Raw genomic sequence first — 21,920 nt, forward strand, 5'->3', positions numbered from 1 at the left:
GGCGGAGGGCGTAGTACTCCGGGGAAACACGGATACGGAAAATTAAGACGATACGCATAGAGGGGAAGACGGGCCGGAGCCCGGCCTTTCGGAGATTCGCCGGACAATCGATGGAATGAGGTGCGATCACCTCCTTGCAGACCCGGCGAAGACAGGCGAGCGAGGCGGAAAGGTTAACGATCTCATAAGGTCACAAACCTTCCTTCATCCAGTTTGGTCGCTGCCCTCGATCTCACGTCAGCTCTCATCCTCCCAAGCATTGAAACTTAAATCCCATTCTTGCCGCGGCCGTTTTGCCGACGCGCCGTGCGTTGCGTGCCGTATTCCGTTGTTCCGGGGCAGGCTCGGCGGGTGATGACCTCACGCGAAAAATCAGCGCCAGCATCTTGCCGCATCCCGTGCGATAATCGCCGCGCAAATCGTTGAGGTCCCCATGAAATCCGTCGTCATCACCGGCGCATCCACCGGCATCGGGTTCGCCTGTTCGAAGCACCTGCTCGCGCGCGGCTTTCGCGTGTTCGGCAGCGTTCGCAAGCAGGCCGATGCAGACCGTCTGCGCAGCGAGCTCGGCGCCAACTTCACGCCGCTGCTGTTCGACGTGACCGACGAGGCGGCGGTGAAGGCGGCCGCGGAGGAGGTGCGGGCGGCTCTCGCCGGCGAGGCGCTCGCCGGCCTGGTCAACAATGCCGGCATCGCCGTCGCGGGGCCGGTGACGGAGCTGCCGATCGCGCAGTTCCGCCATCAGATGGAGGTCAACGTCATCGGCCCGGTGATCGCGACCCAGGCGTTCGCGCCGCTGCTCGGAGCGGATCCCGCCATGAAAGGGGAGCGGGGCCGGATCGTGATGGTCAGCTCGGTGGCCGGGCGCAATGGCAACCCGCTGTTGGCGCCGTATTCGACCTCAAAGCATGCGATCGAAGGGCTGTCCGAGAGCCTGCGCCGTGAGCTGATGCTGTTCGGCATCGACGTCATCGTCATCGCGCCAGGCGCGGTGAAGACGCCGATCTGGGCCAAGGCCGACGAGGTCGACCTGTCGCCGTATCAGGCCTCGCCGTTCTTCCCGGCGTTGCAGAAGATCCGCGCCTTCATGCTGAATCTCGGCAAGTCCGGGCTGCCGGCCGAGACCATCGCCGCGCGGGTGGCCGACGCCTTGACCTTGCCGGCGCCCAAGGTGCGCTACGAGATCGCGCCCGACGCCATGAGGCAATGGATCGTGCGGGTGCTTCCGAAACGGACCGTCGATCGCATCATCGCCAAGCGGCTCGGCCTGATGCCCGCGACCAGGCCCTGATGCCGGCGATGACGACCATCGGCAAGACCCAGGCGGAGCTGACCCGCCTGGTCGAGGAGGACCTTCGCGCGCAGCCGGGCTGCGAGACCGCGCGCGTGCCGGCGGTTCATGCGCTCGACGTGCGCAGCGGCCGCAACTGGGAGATCCCGCACGTCGTTCTCGGCGACAGCCTGATCAGCGACGTCGACCGCGCCGTGATGAGCGTGCAGCGCCGGCTCGGGCGCGCGTTTCACCTGATCGACGATCCGGTCACGGCGTCGGACGCGGCAGCAACGCCGCAGGGCGACTCCTGAGCTTTCTCGCGGGGATGTAAGCCCCGCCGGCTCAGCTCAGCAGGCCCTGCCGCAGCGCCAGCCGCACCAGCTCGATGTCGGTGGCGACGCCGAGCTTGTCCTTGATCAGCGAGTGCAGGTTGGCAACCGTCTTCGGGCTGAGATGCAGCGCGGACGCGATCTCGTCCGTCGTCCGTTCGGCCAGCAGCATCTGCATCACCTCGAACTCGCGCGCGGACAGCACGTCGGCGGCGGCGCGCTCGCCGGAGAGGCGGCTGAGCGCGAGCTCGTGATCGATGTCGGGGCTGATCGCGATGCGGCCTGCCAGCACGTCCATGACGGCGCGCACGAGAGCCTCCGGCGGGCTGCTCTTGGTGACATAGCCGCGGGCGCCGGCGCGGATCGCCTGCACCGCGAAGCCGGCATTCTCATGCATGGTGAAGACGAGGATGCGCGCGCCGCGATCCCATTGCCGGATGCGGCGGATGCCCTCGATGCCGCCGACGCCCGGCATCGTCAGGTCCATGATGACGAGATCGGGCCTGACCTCCTTGAACAGCCGGTAGGCTTCGGCGCCATCGGCGGCTTCGGCGACTACGCGCAGTCCCGGCTGCTTCTGCAGCATCGACCTGTAGCCCTCGCGGACCACGGCATGGTCGTCGACCAGCAGGATGGTGCCGGCGGGCGTCGTCATGCCGCGTAGGCCGTTTCCGGCTGCGCAGGCGAGAGGCCGGGCAGGGCCGGGAGCGGAATCTCGACGCGGAGGCGCGCGCCGCCGGACGTGGCCGCAAAGCTCATCTGGCCCCCCATGGAGGCGACGCGCTCGCGCATGCCGAGCAGGCCCATGCCCGGCTTGTCGGGCGCATCGCCGGCAGGACCGTCATCTTCGACGGTGAGCACGGTCGTGCTCTCCGGCGCCGACCGGGCCGGCCCGTCCTGAAGCGTCAACTGCAATCGCACGCGCGTCGCGCCGGCGTGCTTGACGGCGTTGGTGAGCGCCTCCTGCGCGATGCGGTAGACGTTGCTGGCGACGATGCTGGGCAGCCGGTCGACGTCGCCCGACAGGCTGATCTCGAACACGGTGCGGCCGTGCTGCCGCCGGTTCCAGCCGGCCACGAGGCCTTCGAGGCTGCCGGCGAGGCCGAGCTCGTCGACATCAGGCGGACGCAGCCGCATCAGCGCGCCGCGCAACTGCTCCATCATGTCGCTCGCGGTGCGCGCGATGCCGTCGCATTCGCCGACCAGAGCGGGGCAATCCTGCGCCGCGCTGTGACGGATCGACGCTGCGAGCGCCCGGATCGCCGCCAGCGACTGGCCGAATTCGTCATGCAGCTCGCGGGCGAGGTGGCGGCGTTCGTCGTCTTCCAGGGCAATCAGGCGCCGGGTCAATTCGCCGCGCTGCACCAGCGCCGTCTCCAGCCCCTCGGCGAGCTGATTGAAGGCATCGCGGATCGCCGAGAGCTCGGCGAGGTCGAACGGTGGCAGCCGCGCCGACAGATCGTTGGCGGCGATCCGCTCCAGCCCGGCGCGGATCAGCCGCGTCGGGCGCAGCGCGCGGGCCAGTGCGGCGTAGGCCAGCACGCACAGCAGCACCAGCGCCGTCCCGAGTACCGGCAGCAGCCGGCCGAGCTCGCGCCAGGCGTCCGCGGTCATGACGCCGGCATCGATCCAGACGACCGCATCGCCGGTCCTCTCGCCGCGAAACCTGACCGGCCGTGCCGCTTCCCGGCCCGGCTCGAACAGCCGCCGATACGGCATCGCGAAGGCGCGGGGCGGATCGTCCGCCTGCGCGTCCGCGCCGCCGCAGATCCGCTGCACGATCACGCCGTCGACGCCGCGATAGGCGATGCACAGCCCCGGTCCCATCGCCGCGGCCGCGACCGCGTCGAGGTCGGGAAAGCCGGCCGGCGGGCTGTTGACCCAATGCATCTTGCTCTGCTGCAGTTGCAGCGTCCGGGCCGTGATCTCGGCGATCCGCGCGTTGCGCGCATGCACCGAGCGGTCGGTGTCGAACAGCACATAGGCGCAGATCGCCGCGAAGCAGAGCGCCGAGACCGCCGCGATGCGCAGCGTCAGGCGGTATTTGAGGTCGTAGCGGCTCCACATCTTCGGCGCGTCCATGGCAGCCCAGCCCGCCGGCATTTAACGGCAGAACCGCCCGGGCCAAAAGCGCCGCGGCCCGGTGGACGGTGCCGTCGTGAAATTTTCCCGTGCCTCGCCGGGATCCTCGCCGCTGCAGCCATGCCGCGCCGGCATCTAGCTTCGGAGCGCCAGACATCGTTGCAGGGGAATCTCATGTCGAACCGCCGCCTCGTCCGTTGCCTCGTTTTCGCGCTTGCTCTCGCGGCCGGCCCGGTCCGCGCCGCCTCTGGTGATGTCCCGGCCGTGCTGGTCGATGATTTCAGCTATCTCGATACGTCCGGCGAGCCGGTCGATCAGACCGCAGCGCATCAGCGGCGGCTGGATGCGTTCATCGCCGCGCTCCGCCGCGATGTCGCCGCGGATGCGCGGCTGCGTCCGGTCAGCCCGTCCTGCGCTCCGTCCTGTCCGACCGATGCGTCGCCGGAGGCACGGTTGCAGATGGCGGCCGCGGCCGGCGCCACCGTCGTGGTCACCGGTGGTGTCCAGAAGCTCTCGACCCTGGTGCAGTGGGCGCGGGCGTCGGCCATCGACGTCACCTCCCATCGGGTGCTGTTCGACAAGGTCTTCACCTTCCGCGGCGACAGCGACGAGGCCTGGCAGCGCGCCGAGATGTTCGTCTCGCGCCAGGTCCGTGACGCGCTGGCGCCGCCGGAGCCGATCCGGCTGGCGCTCTTGCCATTCGAGCTCGACGACACCAGCGCAGGCGCTGCGCTCGGCGCGACGGAGTCCGACCAGAAGGGGCTGCAGGAGGCGACCGACGCGGTGCGGCAGCTGCTGGCGCAGTCCGGGCGCTACCGCCTCGTGGACGCCGCCGGCGAGATCAAGCCGGGGCAGCCGGTGCGTGAGTGCGACGATTGCGAGGCGCGAGTGGCGCGCGCGGTCGGCGCCCAGCAGTCGCTGCTCGGCATCGTCAGGCGGATCGGCCGCACCGAATACATCATCGGTTTTCGCGTCCGCCAGGCCGACAGTGGCGCACTCGTCGTCGCCGGCGACAGCGGGCTGCGCCTCGGCGCCAATTATTCCTGGAGTCGCGGCGCGGTGCGTCTGGTGCGCGAGCGGCTGCTCGAGACCGGCTCGGAGCACTGATCGCGGCCCGGCCATCGCTCCGGTCCCGGAGCCGTCGCCGGGAGCTGCGCCGGTCCGCCATGCCGGACGATCGGCGCGCGGCTCCGTGCAAATCCGGGCTGTTGTGATTTGTGACGATTTCATTACGGTCGAATGACAGGATCGGCTTCCTTGATCTGTCGGCATGCGCCGGCGAAGGGCGCCTGCTTTCGACCGGCTGATGTCACTGACCCCGAACGACCAACCGATCACCACGCTCGCCGCGGCGAGCGCAACACGCTCTGCCGCCGTCCGGCTGTCCGCCGTCGCCGCGCCGCATGTGGCGGCGCTCGCTCTGATGCTGCACACCGAGACCGATTTCGGCTCGCGGCTCGGCTTCGTGCTGGCCTGGGGCATCCTGAACGGCTTCTGGCTGGTGCTGCTGCGGCGGCCTGCGGTGTCGGCCGCGCTGGCGCTGACCATGGTCGTGGTGCTGGTGCTGCTGTCGCAGCTCAAGCACGCTGTGGTCCAGATGACCGCGAACTTCGTCGACGTGATGCTGATCGATCACGACAGCGCGGCATTCCTGTTCACGATCTTTCCGAATCTCAAGCTGTCGGTGCTGGTGGCCGTCGCGGTCGTGTTGCCGCTGTTGGGGCTGCTGTGGTGGGCCGACCCGTTCCGGATCGCGCGGCTGCCGGCGCTCGCCGGCAAGCTCGCCTGCCTCGCGGCGCTGACGCTGTATTCGCTTAACTGGCGCGACGAGGCCTGGCGCGGCTACTATGACGACGGCTATCTGTCGAAATTCGCGCGCTCCGGCGTCACGGCGGTGTCGGACTTCCTCGCCAACGGCTTCATGGAATCCGACGCCACGGCTGATCGAAGTCTGGCTGCCTTCGTCCCGGATTCCTGTCATCCGGCCGCGCGCCGGCCGAACATCGTGCTGATCCACGACGAATCCAGTTTCGACATCCGCTCGGCTGAGGGCATCAAGGTGCCCGATGGCTATGGCAGCCACTTCAAGTCGTTCGACGGCAAGGCGCGGCAGTTCATGGCCGAGAGCAATGGCGGCCCGAGCTGGTTCACCGAGTACAACGTGCTCGCCGGCCTGTCGTCGCGCTCGTTCGGCCGTTTCGCCTATTTCGTGACGAGGATTGCGTCCGGCCGGGTCGAGCGCGGCCTGCCGCTGGCGCTGCGCAATTGCGGCTACGACACGGTGTCGCTGTATCCCGCGCAGGGCGCCTTCATGAGCGCGCGCAGCTTCCAGACCACGGTGGGTGTCGATCGTTTCCTCGACGCGCGCGATCTCGGCGCCAAGGGCGTCGAGCCCGACGGCTTCTTCTACGACGCCGCGCTCGATGTGATGCAGCACCGGCCGCGCGGCAAGCCGCTGTTCATGTTCGTCTATCTCGCCGCCAACCATTTCCCGTGGGAGACGACGTTCCGGCCTGATTTGACGCCGTCCTGGCGTGCGCCCGGCAATCTGCCTTCGATCGATGAGTATCTGCGCCGGCAGATGATGAGCGCGGCGGACTATCAGCGCTTTCTCGCGAGCCTGAAGAAGAGGTTCGGCGACCAGCCGTTCCTGATCGTCCGCTATGGCGATCACCAGCCGGAGTTCTCGCCGCACATTCTCGATCCCAAGCTCGACGAGGCCGGCATCGGCGAGAAGCTCGAAAGCTACGATCCGCGCTATTATCGGACGTATTACGCGATCGATGCCGTCAATTTCGAGCCGCGCCAGAGCGCGGTCGTGATGGACCGGATCGACGCCGCCTATCTGCCGCTGGTCACGCTCGAGGCCGCCGGAATTCCGCTCGATCCGTCCTTTGCCGAGCAGAAGGAGATCATGCTCCGCTGCAAGGGCGTGTTCTATGCCTGCGGCGACGGCGCCGAGGCGCGCCGCTTCAACCGCATGCTGATCGACGCCGAGCTGATCCGGGGGTTGTGACCGGCCGACGCCAAGGTCGGCCGGTCTGGGCGCAGCCGCCGCTGCTAATCCGCGGCCGCGTCGGTGACGATGCCGCCGATGTTCTGCCAGTGCGCGCCGTCGAACTGGATCATCTGCAACTGCTTGTTGACGCGATAGTCGGTCGGCGAGGTCGTGATGCTGATGCCCGGCAGCAGCATGCCGAGCTCGACATGGTCGAGATGGGTGGCCTGCTTCAGCACGTTCTCCCGCGTCAGCTCGTCGCCGCACTGCTTCAGCACCTGGACCAGGAGCTCGGCGGTGATGTAGCCATAGACGTTGAAGTTCGAGCCCTTGTCGCCGTCGGGATAGTATTTCTCCATGAAGGCGAGATAGCGCTGCACGCCGGGGTCGTTCTTGAAGCCCTCCTCGAGCGGGTCCTTGACGTAGCCGACGCTGATCAGGCCCTTGGCATTCTCGAGCCCGGCGGGCTTCAGGGTGGCGCCCAGCGAATTGGCATTGATGTCGACGATGTGGACCGGCTTCCAGCCGAGCTCGGCGACCTTCTTGATGGCCTGCGCCGCCTGCTTCGGCGTGGAGGCGCTGAACAGCAGATCGGCGCCGGCGTCCTTCAGCTTCAGGATGTGCGAATCGATCGTCGGCTCGGTGATCTCGTAGGACGATTCGGCCACGATCATCTTGGCGGCCTTGTCGCCCAGCCCGGCCTTGAGGCCGGCGAGATAGTCGCGGCCGAGATCGTCGTTCTGGTAGAGCACGCCGATCTTGGCGTCGGGATGGGTCTTGAGAATGTACTGGCCGTAGATGCGGCCTTCGACGACGTAGCTCGGGTTGAAGCCCATCGTCCAAGGAAAGTTCTTGGGATCGGTGAAGCGCGAGGCGCCGGTGGCCGCGAACAGTTGCGGCACCTTCTTCGAGTTGAGATATTTCTGCACGGCGACGTTCGGCGCGGTGCCGATGATCTGGAACGTCAGGAGCACCTCGTCGCTCTCGACCAGCTTGCGCACCTGCTCGACCGTCTTCGGCGGCGAGTAGGCGTCGTCATACTGGATCAGGTTGATCTTGCGGCCGTTCACGCCGCCCTGGTCGTTGATCATCTTCATATAGGCGGCCTGCGCCTTGCCGATCGTGGCATAGGCCGAGGCCGGGCCGCTCAGCGGCACGGTCTGGCCGACCTTGATCTCGCTGTCGCTGGCCCCGGTGTCGTACTTCTTCTCGGCCGCCGAAGCCGTCGCGGCGAGCGACAGCAGAGCAAGCGCGGCCAGCGCGGTGGTCCCAATCCTCATCACATCCACTCCCTGATCATTTTTTGTGAAGCTCATTCGGCCTTGATGGCGGCGTCGCGGATGACCGCGCTCCATTTTTTGGTTTCGTCGGCGATGAACTGGCCGAACGCCGTGGGGTCGCGCGGCTGCACGTCGAGCCCTTGTGCGAACAGCTTCTGCTTCACCTCGGGAGCGGCGAGATCGGCGATGATCTCGCGCGACAGCCGGTCGACGATGGCTTGCGGCGTCGCGCCCGGCGCCATGAAGCCGTACCAGCCCGACGCGACCACGTTCGGCAGGCCCTGCTCGCGCAGCGTCGGCGCCTGCGGATAGATCGCGCTCGGCTCGGTGGCGGCGACGCCGAGCACGCGAAACTGGCCGGCCTGGATATAGGGCAGCGCCGTGCTGATCGCGGTCAGCGTCGCGTCGACGCGGCCGGCGAGCAGCTCGGTGTAGGCCATCGAGTCACCGCGGAAGGGAATGTTGAGGCCGGTCACCTTGGCGTCGCGGAACAGCAGCTCGGCGGCGAGATGCGGCTGCGAGCCGGCGCCCGGCGAGGCGAAGGTCAGGCCTTCGGGCTTGGACTTGCCGTAGGCGATCAGCTCGGCCAGCGTCTTGTACGGCGCGTTGGCGCTGATCATCAGGAAGATCGGCGCGACGACGGTGCCGGCGACGGGGCGCAGATCCTTGATCGGGTCGTAGGTCAGCTTGCCGAACAGCGCTTCGGCGGTGACGTAGGGCGCAGCGGCGTAGAGCAGGGTGTAGCCGTCGGGTGCGGCGCGGGCGACGACGTCGTTGGCGATGCGGCTGCCGGCGCCCGGCTTGTTCTCGATGATGAACTGCTGACCGAGGTGATGTTCGAACTCCGTCGCCAGAAGGCGCAGTGAGATGTCGCTGGCGCCTCCGGCGCCATAGGGACAGATCAGCCGCACCATGCGGGTCGGCCACTCGCCCTCGGCGCGTGCGGGATGGCTGCGGCCCAGGGCCAGCGCGGCCCCGGCACCGAGCAGGCCACGGCGCGTCATCGTCAACGGTCTCATCGCGCATCTCCCTGTCTGCTGCATCCCTTGTCCGGGCTGCTCCGGCGCGTTCTTCGCTGCGCCTGGTCGTATCTGCTCGCGCCGCGTCAGATCACCTTCCTGCGCGCGAGATCGTCCATCTCCTGGTCTGACAGTCCAAGCCAGCCCTGATAGATCTCCAGGTTGTCCTGGCCGACGTCGCCCGCGGCATGGCGCAGCGCCGCGGGATCGTTGCCAAAGCGCGGTACGACGTTCGACATTGCCACCGAGCCGAAATCGCGGTCGGGCACGCGCGTGATCATCTCGCGCGCGATCGCCTGCGGATCGGCTGCGATCTGGTCGATCGCGTAGATCGGCGCGATCGTTCCCTTGGCCGCGGTGAAGCGGGCGACGACCTCATCGAGGTCATGCGCCGCGCACCAGGCGGCGAAGATCGCGTTGAGCTCGGCCGAATGCTTCACCCGCGAGGCATTGTTCGCGAAGCGCGGATCCTCGATCAGGTCAGGACGGTCGATCGCGCGACAATTGGCGGCGTAGAGCGCGTTGGTCGAGCCGGCGAGCGTCACCCAGCGATCGTCGCGGGTGCGATAGACCGCGGCCGGCGCCGAGTAGCCGTTGGCATTGCCGATCCGGCTGCGGCTGAAGCCGAGCTGGTCGTGCTCGACGGGCAACACGTCGAGCAAGCGGAAGACAGCCTCGGTCAGCGCCAGATCGATCTCCTCGCCCGGCGCCTCGGGATCGCGCGCCCGCTTCCACAACGCCGCCAGCACGCCGAGTGCGCCGAAGGCGCCGCCGATGGCATCGCCGATCGGATAGCCTGGATGGGTCGGCTCGCCCTCGGCCTCGCCGGTGATGTAGGTGAGCCCGCCCATTGCCTCGAAGATGCGGGCAAAGCCCGGACGGTCCTTGTACGGCCCGTCCTGCCCGAACGCGGTGGCGCGCAGGATGACGAGGCGCGGCTGGATCGACCACAGCACCTCTTTCGTCAGCCCCCAGCGATCGAGCGTGCCCGGGCGGAAGTTCTCGATCAACACGTCGAAGCGCGGCAGCAGCCGCTTGAACAGCGCGAGCCCGTCGGGCGTGCGCAGGTCGAGCGTCGCAAAGCTCTTGTTGCGGTTGGCGGTCTTCCACCACAGCGGCTTGCCGTCCTTGAACGGCGGAAAGGTGCGGACACCGTCGCCTTGGCCCGGCATCTCGATCTTCAGGACATCGGCGCCGTAATCGGCGAGCAGCGTGGCCGCGAACGGCGCCGCTATGATCGTGGCGATGTCGAGAACGCGCAAACCCTGGAGTGGCCCGGCCATGTCGTGATGCACCTGTCTCAGCCGGCTTCGGCCGCAAGCGCCGGCTCCGGCGCGCGCCTGATGATCTCGGGCTCGGCTTCGTTGATGAGCGCCCGGATGCTGGCGGCGAGCGCCGTGATGCGCGGGCCGATCTCGGCCTCGAGCTGGCCCGGCTGCAGCCGGAAGGCGGGAATGCCGCAATTGATCGCGAAGGCGCGGCCGGAGCTGGCCGCGTAATGCAGCGGCGCGGCCACGGCGTGAATCGCCGGCATGTATTCGCCGATGCAGGTGCAGAAACCGCGATCGGCACATTGCGTGATGCCGCCGAAATAGAGTGCGGAAAAATCGCTCCATTGCTCGGCGTCGCCGGCGGCGAGCTGCGCGTCGAAACGCGCGGCCGCGCCTGGCGGCAGGATCGACGACGCGGCGCGCCCCATCGCGGTCGCGACCACCGAGATCGGCATGCCGATGTCGGGAACATGCGGGCCGACGTCGCCGGAGCGCGCGGTCTCGACATAGACCACGGCGCTGCCGTCGAGCAGGCCGATCGACACCGTGCCGCGGACGCTCGCGGCGAGATCCTGCATCAGCGGCCGCGCGATCTGCCGGAACGGCATGTCGGCGAGCAGCGGATGCGCCATCCGCAACGCGCGGATGCCGAGGCGATACTTCGCGAGCGCCTGATCGAACGAGAGGTAGCCGAGTTCGGTGAGCGTGTGGGTCAGCCGGGCCACGGTCGGCCGTGGAATCCCGGTCCGGACCGAGATGTCCATGTTGCCGAGCACCGCCGACCCGGTCCCGAACGCCTCCAGCACGAACAGGCCCTTGGCCAAGGTCGTGGCAAAGGCGGCATCGCTGGCGCTGTCCGCCAGCATCGTTTCGACGGCGCGGTCGCGGTTGATCGGGACAGGACGGGAAGAGGACATGGTCGAAGAATGACCGATCAACTCCCATGAGTCCATATGCTTGTTCTATATTGCTATTATCGTCCACTATGTGGACAAATCCGGGCGAGCGCAACGTCCTTTGCTGATCCGGCGCCGGTCCCCTGATCGAGGGTTGTGAACCGGCCGGCGGCCCGCTACCGCTGTTTCGTCAACGTCCGGGAGGAAATCGATGTCGACCTCAGTCAAGCAGATGCTGGAAGCCGCCAACGCCGCGGTGCCGAAGATCACGCCGGCCGAGGCGCAGGCGATGATCGCCAAGGGCAACACGCTCGTCCTCGACGTGCGCGATGCGCCGGAGGTCGAGAAGAGCGGCAAGATCGAAGGCGCTCACCACGTCTCGCGCGGCATGCTCGAATTCCGCGCCGATCCGGACTCACCCTATCACGACAAGAATTTCAGCAAGGACAAGAGCGTCATTCTGTATTGCGCCTCCGGCGGCCGCTCGGCGCTGGCAGGGAAGACGCTGAAGGACCTCGGCTACGACAAGGTCTTCAATGTCGGCGCGTTCAAGGATTGGGCCGAGAGCGGCGGCGCGGTCGAGAAGCCGATCGAGCCGGGGATGTGAGATCACGTTCGATGCGGCGTTCGCATCGCTGCGATGGCAACGAGCGCGGCAGCGAGACCTGACGCCGCGCCGACGCCGAGCGCCCAGCGCGGGCCGAGGCTGTCGGCCACCCAGCCCACGATCGGCGCGCCGATCGGCGTGCCGCCGAGTGCGACGCCGACGCGCAGCGCCATCACCCGGCCGCGCATGGAGGGCTCGGTCGCAAGCTGCATCAGGCTGTTGGTGGTGTTGGTGAACATGAGCGCCGCGACGCCGATGACGACGAGCGCGGCGCCGAACAGCCAGATGGTCGGGGCGAGCGCGGCCAGCGTGCAGCCTAGTCCGAACAGGCCACTGCCTGCGAGCAGCGCGCCAAATCTCGGCCTGTGCCGGCTGGCGTTGAACAGGGCGCCGGCAACCGTGCCGACGGCCATGACCGAGGACAGCAGGCCGTAGCCGCGTGCATCGCTGTGAAAGACCTTGATCGCCATCGTCGAGACGAAGATCTGGAAGTTGAGCCCGAACGTTCCGATCAGGGCGAGCATGATCAAAGTGGCCCGGAGCTCCGGGTGGGACCATGCGTAGTGAAAGCCGGCGGTGACGCTCGCCAGGACGTTTCCCTTGGCGTGCTGCGCCCGCGGGTTCGGACGCAGATCGGCGATGCGGAGCAGGTTCAACGACGCCAGCACGGCCATGAACGACGCGCCGTTGATCAGGAAGGCCCAGCCGGTGCCGAACGCGGCGATCACCATGCCGGCGATTGCCGGGCCGATCATCCGCGCGGCGTTGAACGATGTCGAGTTGAGCGCGATCGCGTTGGGCAAATCGTCGTTCCCGACCAACTCGGCGACGAACGTCTGGCGCACCGGAGCGTCGAAGGCTGCCGCGCAGCCGAACAGGAATGCGAACACGTCGACTTGCCAGAGCTGGACGACGCCGGTCACGGTGAGAAGGCCGAGGATGAGCGCGAACGCTCCCATCGTCGCCTGGGTGGCGATCAAGACCCGTCGCTGATTGAAATGGTCGGCCACGTAGCCGGTCAGAGGTAACAGCAGGAGCTGCGGCCCGTACTGCAGCGCCATCACCGTGCCGACGGCGGACGCGTTATGCGAGGTGAGCTGGATCAGCACCAGCCAAGTCTGAGCGGTGCGTTGCATCCAGGTGCCGATATTGGAGACGAGCGCGCCGGCCGCCCAGACCCGGTAGTTGAACTTGTGCAGCGACCGGAACATGCCCGGCGCCTTGCCCGTCATGATCGCTTCCGCAGATCGCCACCATGGAGCGCGCCGAAGTGTCGCGCGAGCATCAGGCCGATGGCGAGCGAGCCGAGGCCGAGAGCCACGACATCGCTTGTGTTTCTCAGTTCGAAATCGCCGACGCGGCAGACGAGCAGATAGCCGACGGCGACGTTGAACAGGCCCCAGAGCACGTTCACCGTCGACGAGGAGAGGCCGCGTCCCGAAGGTTTCGCGAACGGGCTCTGGAACGGCTGACCCATCAGGCCGGCGACGACATGCGGAACGGCGTTGGCCAGGAAGGCGCCGCCGAAGAAATAGGAAAAGAGATCAAGCCAGGTCATGTCAGGGGGGTCCTCGCGTCGAGCAGTCGGATGATGTCCGCAGACGTGCCGGTTTCGCCCAGTCGCGGAAAGACATGGGTGAGGCTGTACTGGTGCGCCTCGGGGCGCGTGTCGGTCATGGCGTCGACGGCGAGCGTGACGTTGAAGCCCTGCTCATACGCTTGCCGCGCCGTGGACTCGACGCCGGTGCCGGTGGCCACGCCGGCAACGACCACCTGCGTCACGTCGCGCGCCTTCAATCGTGTCTCCAGATCGGTGCTGGCGAAGGCGCCCCAGGTCCGCTTGGTCACCACGACGTCGTGCGGTTGCCGGTTCAGCTCGGGGATGAGATCGGCCCAGTCCGCAGGAAACGGCGCGGTGAGACGTGGCGGCCGCTCGGTCCGTCCCGGGGCGGTGCCGGCGACATTGACCAGCACGACCGGAAGCCTGAGCGCGCGGAAACGTTCCGCCAAGGCGGAAGCGCGTGCGATGACCTCGCCGATCGGATGCAGCAAGGATGCGCCGACGATGCCTTTCTGCAGATCGACAACGATGAGCGCGGTATTCAGATCGAGCTGCGTGAGCGCCATTGATGATCTCCTCTTGCACGCGGCGCGCGTTTGCGCGCGGCCGTCACGCGTCAGTCGTCGACCAGGCGCCTGAGCAGCACGATGGCTGAAGCGAGTTGCTGCTGCTCCGCTGGCGAGAGCCGCGCCGCGATGGAGCGCGACAGCCAGTCCTGCCGCGCGGCGCGTCCTTCGTCGATCCGGACGCGGCATGCCTCTGTCAGCGAAAGGATGGTCTGCCGGCCGTCCCCCGGGTCCGGCGATCCGCGCACCAGGCCGGCGCTTTCCAGCGCTGCAATGATTGGCCCCATCGATTGCGGCCGCATCCCCTCGATCCGCGCGAGATGCGAGGCCGTCGTGGGCCCGTCTTTTTCGAGGCGAAGCAGCACCGATACCTGAGACGGCGGCAGATCGCCCGCGTCAGCCTGCTCGCGCAGCCGGCGCTTCAGCTTGCCGGCGAACGCCCGCAGCTCGCCAGCCAGGGCATGGGCAGCGGGCGGGGGGACTTTCCGGGGTGACTGTCGGCTCATGCCGCAAGGCTATGGCAGGTCAGTTATGAAGTCAATCTTATAAGTTTAACTGATGATATGCAGGGTCCCCGGGGCGTTGTGGCTCGAACACGTTCGCTCGCTCTGCAAGAGCCCTTATCGGGCTCGCGCGCGAGAGATGATTGCGATTGAATTGGCCGGACAAGCAGTCGTAACGTCGGGAGCGATCAGGCAGAACTCGGAAAGCGGATGATCTACTTCCCGATCTTCGCCCACAGCCAGCGCGCCACCGCCTGCGGCGAGGACTCCGCGTCGCTGCCCGAGGCCCGCAGATTGGCCTGCTGCATCGTCGCGATGTCGATGCGGCCGAGCAGCGGTCGTAACGCATCCTGCAACGCGCGGTCCTCGGCACGCTTCGGCGACAGCAGCAGGATCGCGTCGTAAGGCGGGATCGCCTGCTTGGGGTCGTCGAGCACGACGAGATCGTATTTCGCGATCAGGCCGTCGCTGGTGTAGCCGGCGATGACGTCGACCTCGCCGGAGGCGGCCGCGGCATACATGAAGTCGGGCTGCATCTGGCGCTGGGCGCGGAAGGCGAGGCCATAGGCGTCGCGCAAGGCCGCCCATTCCGGGCGCGAGAAGAACTCGTAGTCGCCGGCGATCGACATGTCGCTGGTGTGACGCGCGAGGTCGGCGATCGAGCGGATGCCGAGCGCCTCGGCCGTCTTGCGCGGCATCACCAGCGCGTAGGCGTTCTCGAAGCCGAGCTCGCCGAGCAGGCTCACCTTGTCCTTGGCGAGATCCTGCTTCAGCGCATCGAGCAGCGCGGCGCGCGGCAACGGCTCCTTGCGGTGAAACTGGTTGGCCCACAGCGTGCCGGAATAGTCGACATAGGCGTCGATGTCGCCGTTTTTCAGCGCCTCATAGATCACGCTGGAGCCAAGCCCGGCGCGTGTCGTCGCCGAGAGGCCGGATGCCTGCAGCCGCTCGCTGATCAAGGCCGACAGCACATATTGCTCGGTAAAAGTCTTGGCGCCGATCACGTAGCGTGCCGAGCTGCCGGCCAGCGAGGGCAGGAGACTGGCGCCGACCATCAGCGCGATGGTTGCGGTGCCAAGCCCGACACGGGCACGGCTGCGCCTGCGCAGGCCATGCTCGATCAGCGCCAGCAACTGATCGATGGCAAGCGCCAGCACGGCGGCGGCGACGCAGCCGAACACGACCAGCACCCAGTTCTGGGTCTGCAGCCCGGCAAAGATGTAGTTGCCGAGCGAGGTCTGGCCGATCGGCGTCGACAAGGTCGCGGTGCCGATCACCCACACCGCAGCGGTGCGGATGCCGGCCATGATCACCGGCAGCGCCAGCGGCAGCTCCACCATCGTGAGCGCCTGGCGCTCGGTCATGCCGACGCCTTTGGCGGCCTCGATCAGGCTTGCGTCGACGCCGTTCAGCCCGGTGATGGTGTTGCGCAGCACCGGCAGCATCGAATACAGCGCCAGCGCCAGCACCGCGGGCAGGAAGCCGAAGGCCGAGAACGAGAGCCCGAACCAGCGCAAGGTGAGTGCCGTCAGCGCCAACAGCAGCGGATAGAACAGCGCCAGCAGCGCCAGTCCCGGCACCGTCTGCACCACGCTGGCGACGCCGAGCAGCAGATTGCGCAGGGCAGGGCGATTGCGCGCGAGCAGCGCCAGTGGAAAGCTCACGGCAAGGCCGAGCGCCAGCGCGGCGAGGCTCACGCGCAGATGGCTGCCGAGATAGTCAGGGAGATGCGACAGCGCCTCGGTAAAGCGTGGATCGGACAGGGCGCTCATGCTGCGCCGCTTTCGGGCAGCAGCGCGGCCAGCCGCGCCGCCTGCCGGCGCGGCGTCGTCATCAGCTCCGTCACGTAGGGTTCGCGGCTGGCCGCGAGCTCGGCCGGCGTGCCGATCTCGATCAGGCGTCCGCCGCGCATCACTGCGATGCGGTCGGCGAGCAGCAGGGCCTCGGTGATGTCGTGCGTGATCATGATCGTGGTCAGCGCGAACTGCTCATGCAGGGCGCGGTAGTCGCTGCCGAGCGCATCACGCGTCAGCGGATCGAGCGCGCCGAACGGCTCGTCCATCAGCACGATCTTCGGCCGCGCCGCGAGCGCGCGGGCGACGCCGACGCGCTGGCGCTGGCCGCCCGAGAGCTCGTGCGGCAGCCGGTCGCGATGCGCCTTGCGGTCGAGCCGCACGAGGTCGAGCAGCTCGCCGACGCGCGTGGCGATCTCGGCCGGCGGAGTCCCCAGCAGCCTGGGGGTGATGCCGATGTTGGCGGCAACCGTCATGTGCGGAAACAGCGCCCCGTTCTGGAACACGGTGCCAATCCGGCGACGCAGGCTGACTGGATCGAGGCCGGCGATATCCTCACCGGCAATCCGGATCGCGCCGCCGTCCAGCTCGATCAGGCGGTTGGTCAGCCGCAGCAGCGTGGTCTTGCCCGAGCCGGAGCCGCCCACGATCGCCAGGAACTCACCCTCGGCGACCTCCATCGATACGCCGTCGACCGCGGTCACGGTGACCGACGGACCAGGAAAGCTCTTGCGGACGTTGGCGTAGACGATGAACGGCGTGCGCGGCATGCGGCCTTGCGGAACGGTTGGCCGGGGTGGTGGCGGAGTGTTGGCCTTGGGCTCAGTCAGATGACCTAGCACGTCCGGGCCGCGCGTTGAACTTCGCCGCGCAAGCGGCTAAGCCGTCCCGGCCATTCTCCGGGGAGGAACTTGGACGTGACGATGCCCACGGCCGCCGCGGTCGCGCTGGAGCGAACGACGGTGGCATTCCGTCTCGCCGGCGGACGCACCTACACCGCCGTCGAGACGGCGGATCTGGCCGTCGCCGACGGCGAGTTCGTCGCCATCGTCGGGCCGACCGGCTGCGGCAAATCCACCCTTCTCAACGTGGCGGCGGGACTGCTGAAGCCGGCCGCCGGCCAGGTGCGCATCTTCGGCCAGCCGCTGGCCGGCCTCAATCGCGACGCCGGCTATCTGTTCCAGGCCGATGCGTTGTTCCCATGGAAGACCGCGCTGGAGAACGTCGCGATCGGGCTCGAGGTCGCGGGCTCGCCGTCGAAGGATGCGGCCGCCAAGGCGCAGCAATGGCTGACCTCGGTCGGCCTCGGCGCCTTCGGCAACCGCTATCCGCACATGCTGTCTGGCGGCCAGCGCAAGCGCGTCGGGCTCGCCCAGGTGCTGATCCGCAATCCCCGCATCATCCTGATGGACGAGCCGTTCGGGCCGCTCGACGCGCAGACCCGGCAGATCATGGGCAATTTGCTGCTCGATCTCTGGAATGCCGACCGCAAGGCGGTGCTGTTCGTCACTCACGATCTGGAGGAGGCGATCGCGCTCGCCGACCGCGTCGTCATCATGTCGGCGGGACCGGCCTCGCGCATCATCGGCGACTGGCGCGTGACCCTGCCGCGCCCGCGCGACATCTTCGAGGTACGCATGAAGCACGAGTTCCACGAGCTGCATCGCGAGATCTGGCAGACGCTGAAGTCCGAGGTCGAGAAGACCTACAAGCAGGCGGAGGCGGTGTGATGGGGGCGGCAATGAGCTTCGTGGGAGCCCCGCTGTTTCGGCGCGTGCAGTGCGCTCCCTCCCCCCCTGTGGGGGAGGGTCGGGGAGGGGGGTACCCCGGAAAGACCGGTGGTTGGGGGACCCCCCTCCCCAGCCCTCCCCCACAAGGGGGGAGGGAGCGCAGCGGCGCAAGTGGCGTCGGCCGTGGACCCCTCACGCAGCGCGAGGCGGCCTGAATGTCGCGTCTGGGTTTGCTCGCGCTGCAGCTGCTGGTCGCCATCGTCGCGATTGCGCTGTGGCAGTTCTTCGCCACCGTGCCGGTGTTTGGACGCATCTGGCTTCCGCCGTTCTTCTTCTCCAATCCGGTCGACGTCTCAGCGCAGGTCGTGAAGTGGTTCTCGACCGGCGCGATCTGGAAGCACCTCGCGATCACCCTGTGGGAATCGATCCTGGCGTTTGCGATCGGCTCGCTCGGCGGCGTCCTGGTCGGCTTCTGGTTCGCGCGCAAGCCGCTGGTGGCCGCCGTGTTCGATCCCTACGTCAAGATGGCCAATGCGCTGCCGCGCGTGGTGCTGGCGCCGATCTTCACGCTGTGGCTGGGCTTGGGGATCTGGTCCAAGGTCGCGCTCGGCGTGACGCTCGTCTTCTTCATCGTGTTCTTCAACGTCTATCAGGGCGTGAAGGAGGTCTCGACCGTGGTGCGCGACAATGCCCGCATGCTCGGCATGAGCGAGCGGCAGTTGATGCGCCACGTCTATTGGCCGTCGGCGCTGTCCTGGATGTTCTCGTCGCTGCACACCTCGGTGGGCTTCGCCGTCGTCGGCGCTGTCGTCGGCGAATATCTCGGCTCGGCCGCCGGCCTCGGCTATCTGATCCAGCAGGCCGAAGGCATCTTCGACGTCGCCGGCGTGTTCGCCGGCATGTTCGTGCTGTCGGCGTTCGTCATCCTGATCGACATCTGCGTCACGCTGGTGGAGCGGCGGCTCCTGGTGTGGCGGCCTGATGCGGCGGATGGGCGGTGAGGGGCGCGGTGCTCCCACATCCTCCGCCGTCGTCCCGGCGAACGCCGGGACCCATACCGCGTGATATCGCGGTTGGAAAAGGCGGGTCGTCCCGTGTGCCCCAAACCACTCCCTGGGGTTATGGGTCCCGGCGTTCGCCGGGACGACGGCGGTGGGTGGCGCAGCCTTCTAAAGCCACATCAACACGCCTAATCTGACCAACGACAGAACGGAGGAAACACATGAACAAGATCATCGGCCGGGTCACCGGCGCGCTGCTGGCGCTGACGCTGAGCACCGGTCTCGCCAGCGCGGCCACCAAGGTTACCATCGCAATCGGCGGCGGCGCGTGCCTGTGCTATCTGCCGACCGTGCTGGCCAAGCAGCTCGGCGAATACGAGAAGGCCGGGCTCGACGTCGAGCTGGTCGATCTCAAGGGCGGCTCGGATGCGCTGAAGGCGGTGCTCGGCGGCAGCGCCGACGTCGTCTCCGGCTATTTCGATCACTGCGTCAATCTCGCGGCCAAGAAGCAGGAGATGCAGTCCTTCGTCGTCTACGACCGCTATCCCGGTCTCGTGCTGGTGGTGGCGCCGTCGCACAACAAGGAGATCAGCTCGATCAAGGATCTCGCCGGCAAGAAGGTCGGCGTCAGCGCGCCGGGCTCCTCGACCGACTTCTTCCTGAAGTACATGCTGAAGAAGAACGGCCTCGATCCGTCGGGTACCGCCGTGATCGGCGTCGGCCTCGGCGCGACCGCGGTGGCGGCGATGGAGCAGGGCCAGATCGACGCGGCCGTGATGCTCGATCCCTCGGTCACCGTGCTGCAGGGCAAGCATCCTGACCTCAAGATCCTCAGCGATACCCGCACCCAGCACGACACGCTGGAGGTGTTCGGCGGCGAATATCCCGGCGGCGCGCTGTACTCGACGGCGGCCTGGATCGCCGGCCATGACAAGGAGGCGCAGGCGCTGACCAACGCCATCGTGGCGACGCTGGGCTGGATCCATTCGCATACGCCGGAGGAGATCATGGCGAAGATGCCGGAGGAGCTGGTCGGCAAGGACAAGGCGCTGTATCTCGCGGCGCTGAAGAACACCATCCCGATGTACTCGCAGACCGGCAAGATGGATCCGAAGGGCGCCGACGCCGTGCTCGCCGTGTTCTCGACCGGCTCGCCCGACGTCGCCAAGGCCAATGTCGACGTCAGCAAGACCTTCACCAACAAGTTCGTCGAGCAGGCGAAGGGGGCGAAATAGCGGATGACGGACGTCGTCATCCAGCGCGTCACCACGCTCGACCTCAAGGTCGAGCCGTGGGACTGGCCGTTCGCGAACCAGCGCCGCGACGACATCGCGGCGCATTTTGCCGAATGCCGGCGCGCCAGGCCGGGCCTGTGGAACGGCCGTGTGCTGCTCGGGCGCAATCCGCGCATCGCGGATGGACGTTTTTCGGCGAGCTATTTCGAGACCGATTTCGCGAGCCTGCTGGCGTGGCGCGACTGGGGCTTTCCGGATCGCACCGCCTTCAACGGCTTCGGCATGGGCGCGCTGCGGTCCGCCGACGGCGCCTTCGTGCTCGGCGAGATGGGCGCCCATACCGCCAATGCCGGCCGGCTGTACTTTCCCGCCGGCACGCCGGATCTCGACGACGTCAGCGATGGCGTGCTCGATCTCGCCGCCAACGTGGCGCGCGAGGTCGAGGAGGAGACGGGACTCGCGCCATCGGACTATCAGGCCGCGGCGCATTGGGACTGTGTCGTGACCGGCGCGTCGATCGCGCTGATGCGCGTGCTCGACGCCTCTGACATGGGCGAGGCTCTGCAGCGCCGCATCGAGGCCAACCTCGCGGCCCAGGACGAGCCGGAACTCTGCTCGATACGGCTGGTTCGAAGCAGGAATGATCTGACTGCGGCGATGCCGCGCTTCGTGACCGCCTTCCTCGAAACGCAATTCAGCCCCGGAGAGCCGTCCTCATGAGCAAGAAACCGCGCACGCTGGCCGATGAGCTCGATGGTTTCATCTCGCCGTTCCGGATCGATGGCGGGCACAAGTTTCATCTCAAGTCGCACAAGACCAAGGTCAAGGGCGGCCTCGCCAAGGAAGAGGGCGAGGCGATCATCGAGCAGAACCGCCAGCGGCTCGCCGACTTCCAGGAGAAGCTCTACGCGCAGGACCGCTGGTCGGTGCTGGTGCTGCTGCAGGGCATGGACGCCTCCGGCAAGGACAGCGCGATCAAGAGCATCTTCGAGGGCGTCAATCCGCAGGGCTGCGAGGTCACCTCGTTCAAGCAGCCGACCTCCAAGGAGCTCGACCACGACTTCATGTGGCGCAGCGCCATCGCGCTCCCCGAGCGCGGCCGCATCGGCATCTTCAACCGCTCCTACTACGAGGAATGCCTGGTCACGCGCGTGCATCCGGAGATCCTGAAAGCGGAGAAGCTGCCGCCGAGGCTCGTCACCAAGAACATCTGGCACGAGCGCTTCGAGGACATCTCCGCGTTCGAGCGCTACCTCACGCGCAACGGCACCGTGATCCTGAAGTTCTTCCTCAACATCTCCAAGGAGGAGCAGCGCGAGCGCTTTCTCGACCGGCTGGAGGAGCCGGCGAAGAACTGGAAGTTCTCGATGGGCGACGTCACCGAGCGCGCGAGGTGGAATCGCTACCAGGCGGTCTATCAGGACATCGTGCGCCACACCTCGACGCCCTATGCGCCGTGGCATGTCGTTCCGGCCGACCACAAATGGTTCGCCCGGGTCGTCATCGGCTCGACCATCGTCGCCGCGCTGGATGGCCTGGACCTGCATTTTCCGCGCGTCGACGCCGGCTCGCGCGAGGAGTTCAAGGCGGTGCGCAAGGCGCTCGAGAGCGAAGGCAAGGGCGGCAAGAAGGGCTGAGCGCGAAGCGCTCATCGCACTCTCTCGTTCGTCCGTGGCACCCGCTCGTCAGCTCGTCATGCCCGGGCTTGACCCACGGCTGTCCGGTTCAGACAGACTGGACATGGTGCATGGCGTGGATTCTTCTGCGGTCTTGAGC

General features: G+C 67.4%; 22 protein-coding genes. 10 read left to right on the forward strand and 12 right to left on the reverse strand.

What is annotated here, in order from left to right:
- The first annotated feature begins 433 nt into the window (after positions 1–433).
- Together QW845_RS32410 and QW845_RS32415 are read left to right on the forward strand one after the other, a co-directional pair.
- The gene (locus QW845_RS32410) at positions 434–1,291 is read left to right on the forward strand and encodes an SDR family NAD(P)-dependent oxidoreductase (RefSeq protein WP_315805575.1); all 858 of its coding nucleotides are present in this window, start codon (positions 434–436) and stop codon (positions 1,289–1,291) included.
- Positions 1,291–1,584, forward strand: a complete 294-nt coding sequence (locus QW845_RS32415) for a hypothetical protein (RefSeq protein ID WP_315805576.1) — start codon at positions 1,291–1,293, stop codon at positions 1,582–1,584. Before QW845_RS32410 ends, QW845_RS32415 begins: the two co-directional genes overlap by 1 nt.
- A gap of 31 nt (positions 1,585–1,615) precedes the next feature.
- Here the strand turns inward: QW845_RS32415 and QW845_RS32420 are convergent, their stop codons facing one another.
- Both QW845_RS32420 and QW845_RS32425 read right to left on the reverse strand, forming a co-directional pair.
- Entirely contained in the window at positions 1,616–2,257 is a 642-nt protein-coding gene (locus tag QW845_RS32420; RefSeq protein ID WP_315805577.1) for a response regulator transcription factor, read from the reverse strand.
- On the reverse strand, positions 2,254–3,669 hold the full coding sequence (locus tag QW845_RS32425) for a sensor histidine kinase (protein WP_315805598.1): 1,416 nt from the start codon (positions 3,667–3,669) through the stop codon (positions 2,254–2,256). Before QW845_RS32425 ends, QW845_RS32420 begins: the two co-directional genes overlap by 4 nt.
- Positions 3,670–3,858: 189 nt before the next feature.
- On the opposite strand from QW845_RS32425, the gene QW845_RS32430 reads away from it, so the two are divergent.
- Both QW845_RS32430 and QW845_RS32435 read left to right on the forward strand, forming a co-directional pair.
- The gene (locus tag QW845_RS32430) at positions 3,859–4,791 is read left to right on the forward strand and encodes a DUF2380 domain-containing protein (RefSeq protein WP_315805578.1); all 933 of its coding nucleotides are present in this window, start codon (positions 3,859–3,861) and stop codon (positions 4,789–4,791) included.
- Between the two features lie 199 nt (positions 4,792–4,990).
- Positions 4,991–6,700: a sulfatase-like hydrolase/transferase gene (locus tag QW845_RS32435; protein ID WP_315805579.1), complete on the forward strand. Its 1,710-nt coding sequence runs from the start codon at positions 4,991–4,993 to the stop codon at positions 6,698–6,700.
- Positions 6,701–6,744: 44 nt separating this feature from the next.
- On the opposite strand, the gene QW845_RS32440 is transcribed toward QW845_RS32435, so the two are convergent.
- The 4 genes from QW845_RS32440 to QW845_RS32455 all read right to left on the reverse strand — a co-directional run bounded on the left by QW845_RS32440 (position 6,745) and on the right by QW845_RS32455 (position 11,169).
- A complete protein-coding gene (locus QW845_RS32440; protein ID WP_315805580.1) occupies positions 6,745–7,962 on the reverse strand; it encodes an ABC transporter substrate-binding protein in 1,218 nt (405 codons plus the stop codon).
- Between the two features lie 32 nt (positions 7,963–7,994).
- Positions 7,995–8,981, reverse strand: coding sequence for a tripartite tricarboxylate transporter substrate binding protein (locus tag QW845_RS32445; RefSeq protein WP_315805581.1), 987 nt, complete (start codon positions 8,979–8,981; stop codon positions 7,995–7,997).
- 86 nt (positions 8,982–9,067) lie between these two features.
- On the reverse strand, positions 9,068–10,264 hold the full coding sequence (locus tag QW845_RS32450) for a CoA transferase (protein WP_315805582.1): 1,197 nt from the start codon (positions 10,262–10,264) through the stop codon (positions 9,068–9,070).
- A gap of 17 nt (positions 10,265–10,281) precedes the next feature.
- Positions 10,282–11,169, reverse strand: coding sequence for an IclR family transcriptional regulator (locus QW845_RS32455; protein WP_315805583.1), 888 nt, complete (start codon positions 11,167–11,169; stop codon positions 10,282–10,284).
- A 190-nt stretch (positions 11,170–11,359) separates the two neighbouring features.
- Here QW845_RS32455 and QW845_RS32460 point away from each other — a divergent pair, with 190 nt between their 5' ends.
- A complete protein-coding gene (locus tag QW845_RS32460; protein WP_315805584.1) occupies positions 11,360–11,755 on the forward strand; it encodes a rhodanese-like domain-containing protein in 396 nt (131 codons plus the stop codon).
- 2 nt (positions 11,756–11,757) lie between these two features.
- On the opposite strand, the gene QW845_RS32465 is transcribed toward QW845_RS32460, so the two are convergent.
- The 6 genes from QW845_RS32465 to QW845_RS32490 form a co-directional block, all read right to left on the reverse strand.
- Complete coding sequence (locus QW845_RS32465; RefSeq protein WP_315805585.1) at positions 11,758–12,987, reverse strand: MFS transporter; 1,230 nt, start codon at positions 12,985–12,987, stop codon at positions 11,758–11,760.
- Positions 12,984–13,313, reverse strand: coding sequence for a hypothetical protein (locus tag QW845_RS32470; protein WP_315805586.1), 330 nt, complete (start codon positions 13,311–13,313; stop codon positions 12,984–12,986). Before QW845_RS32470 ends, QW845_RS32465 begins: the two co-directional genes overlap by 4 nt.
- Complete coding sequence (locus tag QW845_RS32475; RefSeq protein ID WP_315805587.1) at positions 13,310–13,882, reverse strand: isochorismatase family protein; 573 nt, start codon at positions 13,880–13,882, stop codon at positions 13,310–13,312. The genes QW845_RS32470 and QW845_RS32475 overlap by 4 nt, the downstream gene beginning before the upstream one ends.
- Positions 13,883–13,932: 50 nt before the next feature.
- The gene (locus tag QW845_RS32480) at positions 13,933–14,388 is read right to left on the reverse strand and encodes a MarR family winged helix-turn-helix transcriptional regulator (RefSeq protein WP_315805588.1); all 456 of its coding nucleotides are present in this window, start codon (positions 14,386–14,388) and stop codon (positions 13,933–13,935) included.
- 212 nt (positions 14,389–14,600) lie between these two features.
- Positions 14,601–16,157 carry a glycine betaine ABC transporter substrate-binding protein gene (locus QW845_RS32485; RefSeq protein ID WP_315805589.1) on the reverse strand — a complete coding sequence of 519 codons (1,557 nt, stop codon included), beginning with the start codon at positions 16,155–16,157 and terminating at the stop codon, positions 14,601–14,603.
- Complete coding sequence (locus QW845_RS32490; RefSeq protein ID WP_315805590.1) at positions 16,154–16,948, reverse strand: ATP-binding cassette domain-containing protein; 795 nt, start codon at positions 16,946–16,948, stop codon at positions 16,154–16,156. Before QW845_RS32490 ends, QW845_RS32485 begins: the two co-directional genes overlap by 4 nt.
- Before the next feature lie 153 nt (positions 16,949–17,101).
- On the opposite strand from QW845_RS32490, the gene QW845_RS32495 reads away from it, so the two are divergent.
- The 5 genes from QW845_RS32495 to QW845_RS32515 all read left to right on the forward strand — a co-directional run bounded on the left by QW845_RS32495 (position 17,102) and on the right by QW845_RS32515 (position 21,781).
- Positions 17,102–17,908, forward strand: coding sequence for an ABC transporter ATP-binding protein (locus tag QW845_RS32495; RefSeq protein WP_315805599.1), 807 nt, complete (start codon positions 17,102–17,104; stop codon positions 17,906–17,908).
- 215 nt (positions 17,909–18,123) lie between these two features.
- Complete coding sequence (locus tag QW845_RS32500) at positions 18,124–18,909, forward strand: ABC transporter permease (RefSeq protein WP_315805591.1); 786 nt, start codon at positions 18,124–18,126, stop codon at positions 18,907–18,909.
- Positions 18,910–19,130: 221 nt separating this feature from the next.
- Positions 19,131–20,144, forward strand: coding sequence for an ABC transporter substrate-binding protein (locus tag QW845_RS32505; RefSeq protein ID WP_315805592.1), 1,014 nt, complete (start codon positions 19,131–19,133; stop codon positions 20,142–20,144).
- A 3-nt stretch (positions 20,145–20,147) separates the two neighbouring features.
- Positions 20,148–20,864, forward strand: coding sequence for an NUDIX hydrolase (locus tag QW845_RS32510; RefSeq protein WP_315805593.1), 717 nt, complete (start codon positions 20,148–20,150; stop codon positions 20,862–20,864).
- Entirely contained in the window at positions 20,861–21,781 is a 921-nt protein-coding gene (locus tag QW845_RS32515; RefSeq protein WP_315805594.1) for a polyphosphate kinase 2 family protein, read from the forward strand. The genes QW845_RS32510 and QW845_RS32515 overlap by 4 nt, the downstream gene beginning before the upstream one ends.
- Positions 21,782–21,920: the final 139 nt, after the last annotated feature.

This window comes from Bradyrhizobium sp. SZCCHNS3002 (assembly GCF_032377435.1).
Lineage (GTDB): Bacteria > Pseudomonadota > Alphaproteobacteria > Rhizobiales > Xanthobacteraceae > Bradyrhizobium.

Excerpts from the sequence above, each read along its gene's own strand:
- QW845_RS32490 (WP_315805590.1), bottom strand. The coding sequence starts at position 16,948 with ATGCCGCGCACGCCGTTCATCGTCTACGCCAACGTCCGCAAGAGCTTT.
- QW845_RS32415 (WP_315805576.1), top strand. The coding sequence starts at position 1,291 with ATGCCGGCGATGACGACCATCGGCAAGACCCAGGCGGAGCTGACCCGC.
- QW845_RS32420 (WP_315805577.1), bottom strand. The coding sequence starts at position 2,257 with ATGACGACGCCCGCCGGCACCATCCTGCTGGTCGACGACCATGCCGTG.
- QW845_RS32445 (WP_315805581.1), bottom strand. The coding sequence starts at position 8,981 with ATGAGACCGTTGACGATGACGCGCCGTGGCCTGCTCGGTGCCGGGGCC.
- QW845_RS32500 (WP_315805591.1), top strand. The coding sequence starts at position 18,124 with ATGTCGCGTCTGGGTTTGCTCGCGCTGCAGCTGCTGGTCGCCATCGTC.
- QW845_RS32410 (WP_315805575.1), top strand. The coding sequence starts at position 434 with ATGAAATCCGTCGTCATCACCGGCGCATCCACCGGCATCGGGTTCGCC.
- QW845_RS32475 (WP_315805587.1), bottom strand. The coding sequence starts at position 13,882 with ATGGCGCTCACGCAGCTCGATCTGAATACCGCGCTCATCGTTGTCGAT.
- QW845_RS32435 (WP_315805579.1), top strand. The coding sequence starts at position 4,991 with ATGTCACTGACCCCGAACGACCAACCGATCACCACGCTCGCCGCGGCG.
- QW845_RS32450 (WP_315805582.1), bottom strand. The coding sequence starts at position 10,264 with ATGGCCGGGCCACTCCAGGGTTTGCGCGTTCTCGACATCGCCACGATC.
- QW845_RS32510 (WP_315805593.1), top strand. The coding sequence starts at position 20,148 with ATGACGGACGTCGTCATCCAGCGCGTCACCACGCTCGACCTCAAGGTC.
- QW845_RS32425 (WP_315805598.1), bottom strand. The coding sequence starts at position 3,669 with ATGTGGAGCCGCTACGACCTCAAATACCGCCTGACGCTGCGCATCGCG.
- QW845_RS32460 (WP_315805584.1), top strand. The coding sequence starts at position 11,360 with ATGTCGACCTCAGTCAAGCAGATGCTGGAAGCCGCCAACGCCGCGGTG.
- QW845_RS32485 (WP_315805589.1), bottom strand. The coding sequence starts at position 16,157 with ATGAGCGCCCTGTCCGATCCACGCTTTACCGAGGCGCTGTCGCATCTC.
- QW845_RS32515 (WP_315805594.1), top strand. The coding sequence starts at position 20,861 with ATGAGCAAGAAACCGCGCACGCTGGCCGATGAGCTCGATGGTTTCATC.
- QW845_RS32465 (WP_315805585.1), bottom strand. The coding sequence starts at position 12,987 with ATGACGGGCAAGGCGCCGGGCATGTTCCGGTCGCTGCACAAGTTCAAC.
- QW845_RS32470 (WP_315805586.1), bottom strand. The coding sequence starts at position 13,313 with ATGACCTGGCTTGATCTCTTTTCCTATTTCTTCGGCGGCGCCTTCCTG.
- QW845_RS32455 (WP_315805583.1), bottom strand. The coding sequence starts at position 11,169 with ATGTCCTCTTCCCGTCCTGTCCCGATCAACCGCGACCGCGCCGTCGAA.
- QW845_RS32440 (WP_315805580.1), bottom strand. The coding sequence starts at position 7,962 with ATGAGGATTGGGACCACCGCGCTGGCCGCGCTTGCTCTGCTGTCGCTC.
- QW845_RS32495 (WP_315805599.1), top strand. The coding sequence starts at position 17,102 with ATGCCCACGGCCGCCGCGGTCGCGCTGGAGCGAACGACGGTGGCATTC.
- QW845_RS32430 (WP_315805578.1), top strand. The coding sequence starts at position 3,859 with ATGTCGAACCGCCGCCTCGTCCGTTGCCTCGTTTTCGCGCTTGCTCTC.
- QW845_RS32505 (WP_315805592.1), top strand. The coding sequence starts at position 19,131 with ATGAACAAGATCATCGGCCGGGTCACCGGCGCGCTGCTGGCGCTGACG.
- QW845_RS32480 (WP_315805588.1), bottom strand. The coding sequence starts at position 14,388 with ATGAGCCGACAGTCACCCCGGAAAGTCCCCCCGCCCGCTGCCCATGCC.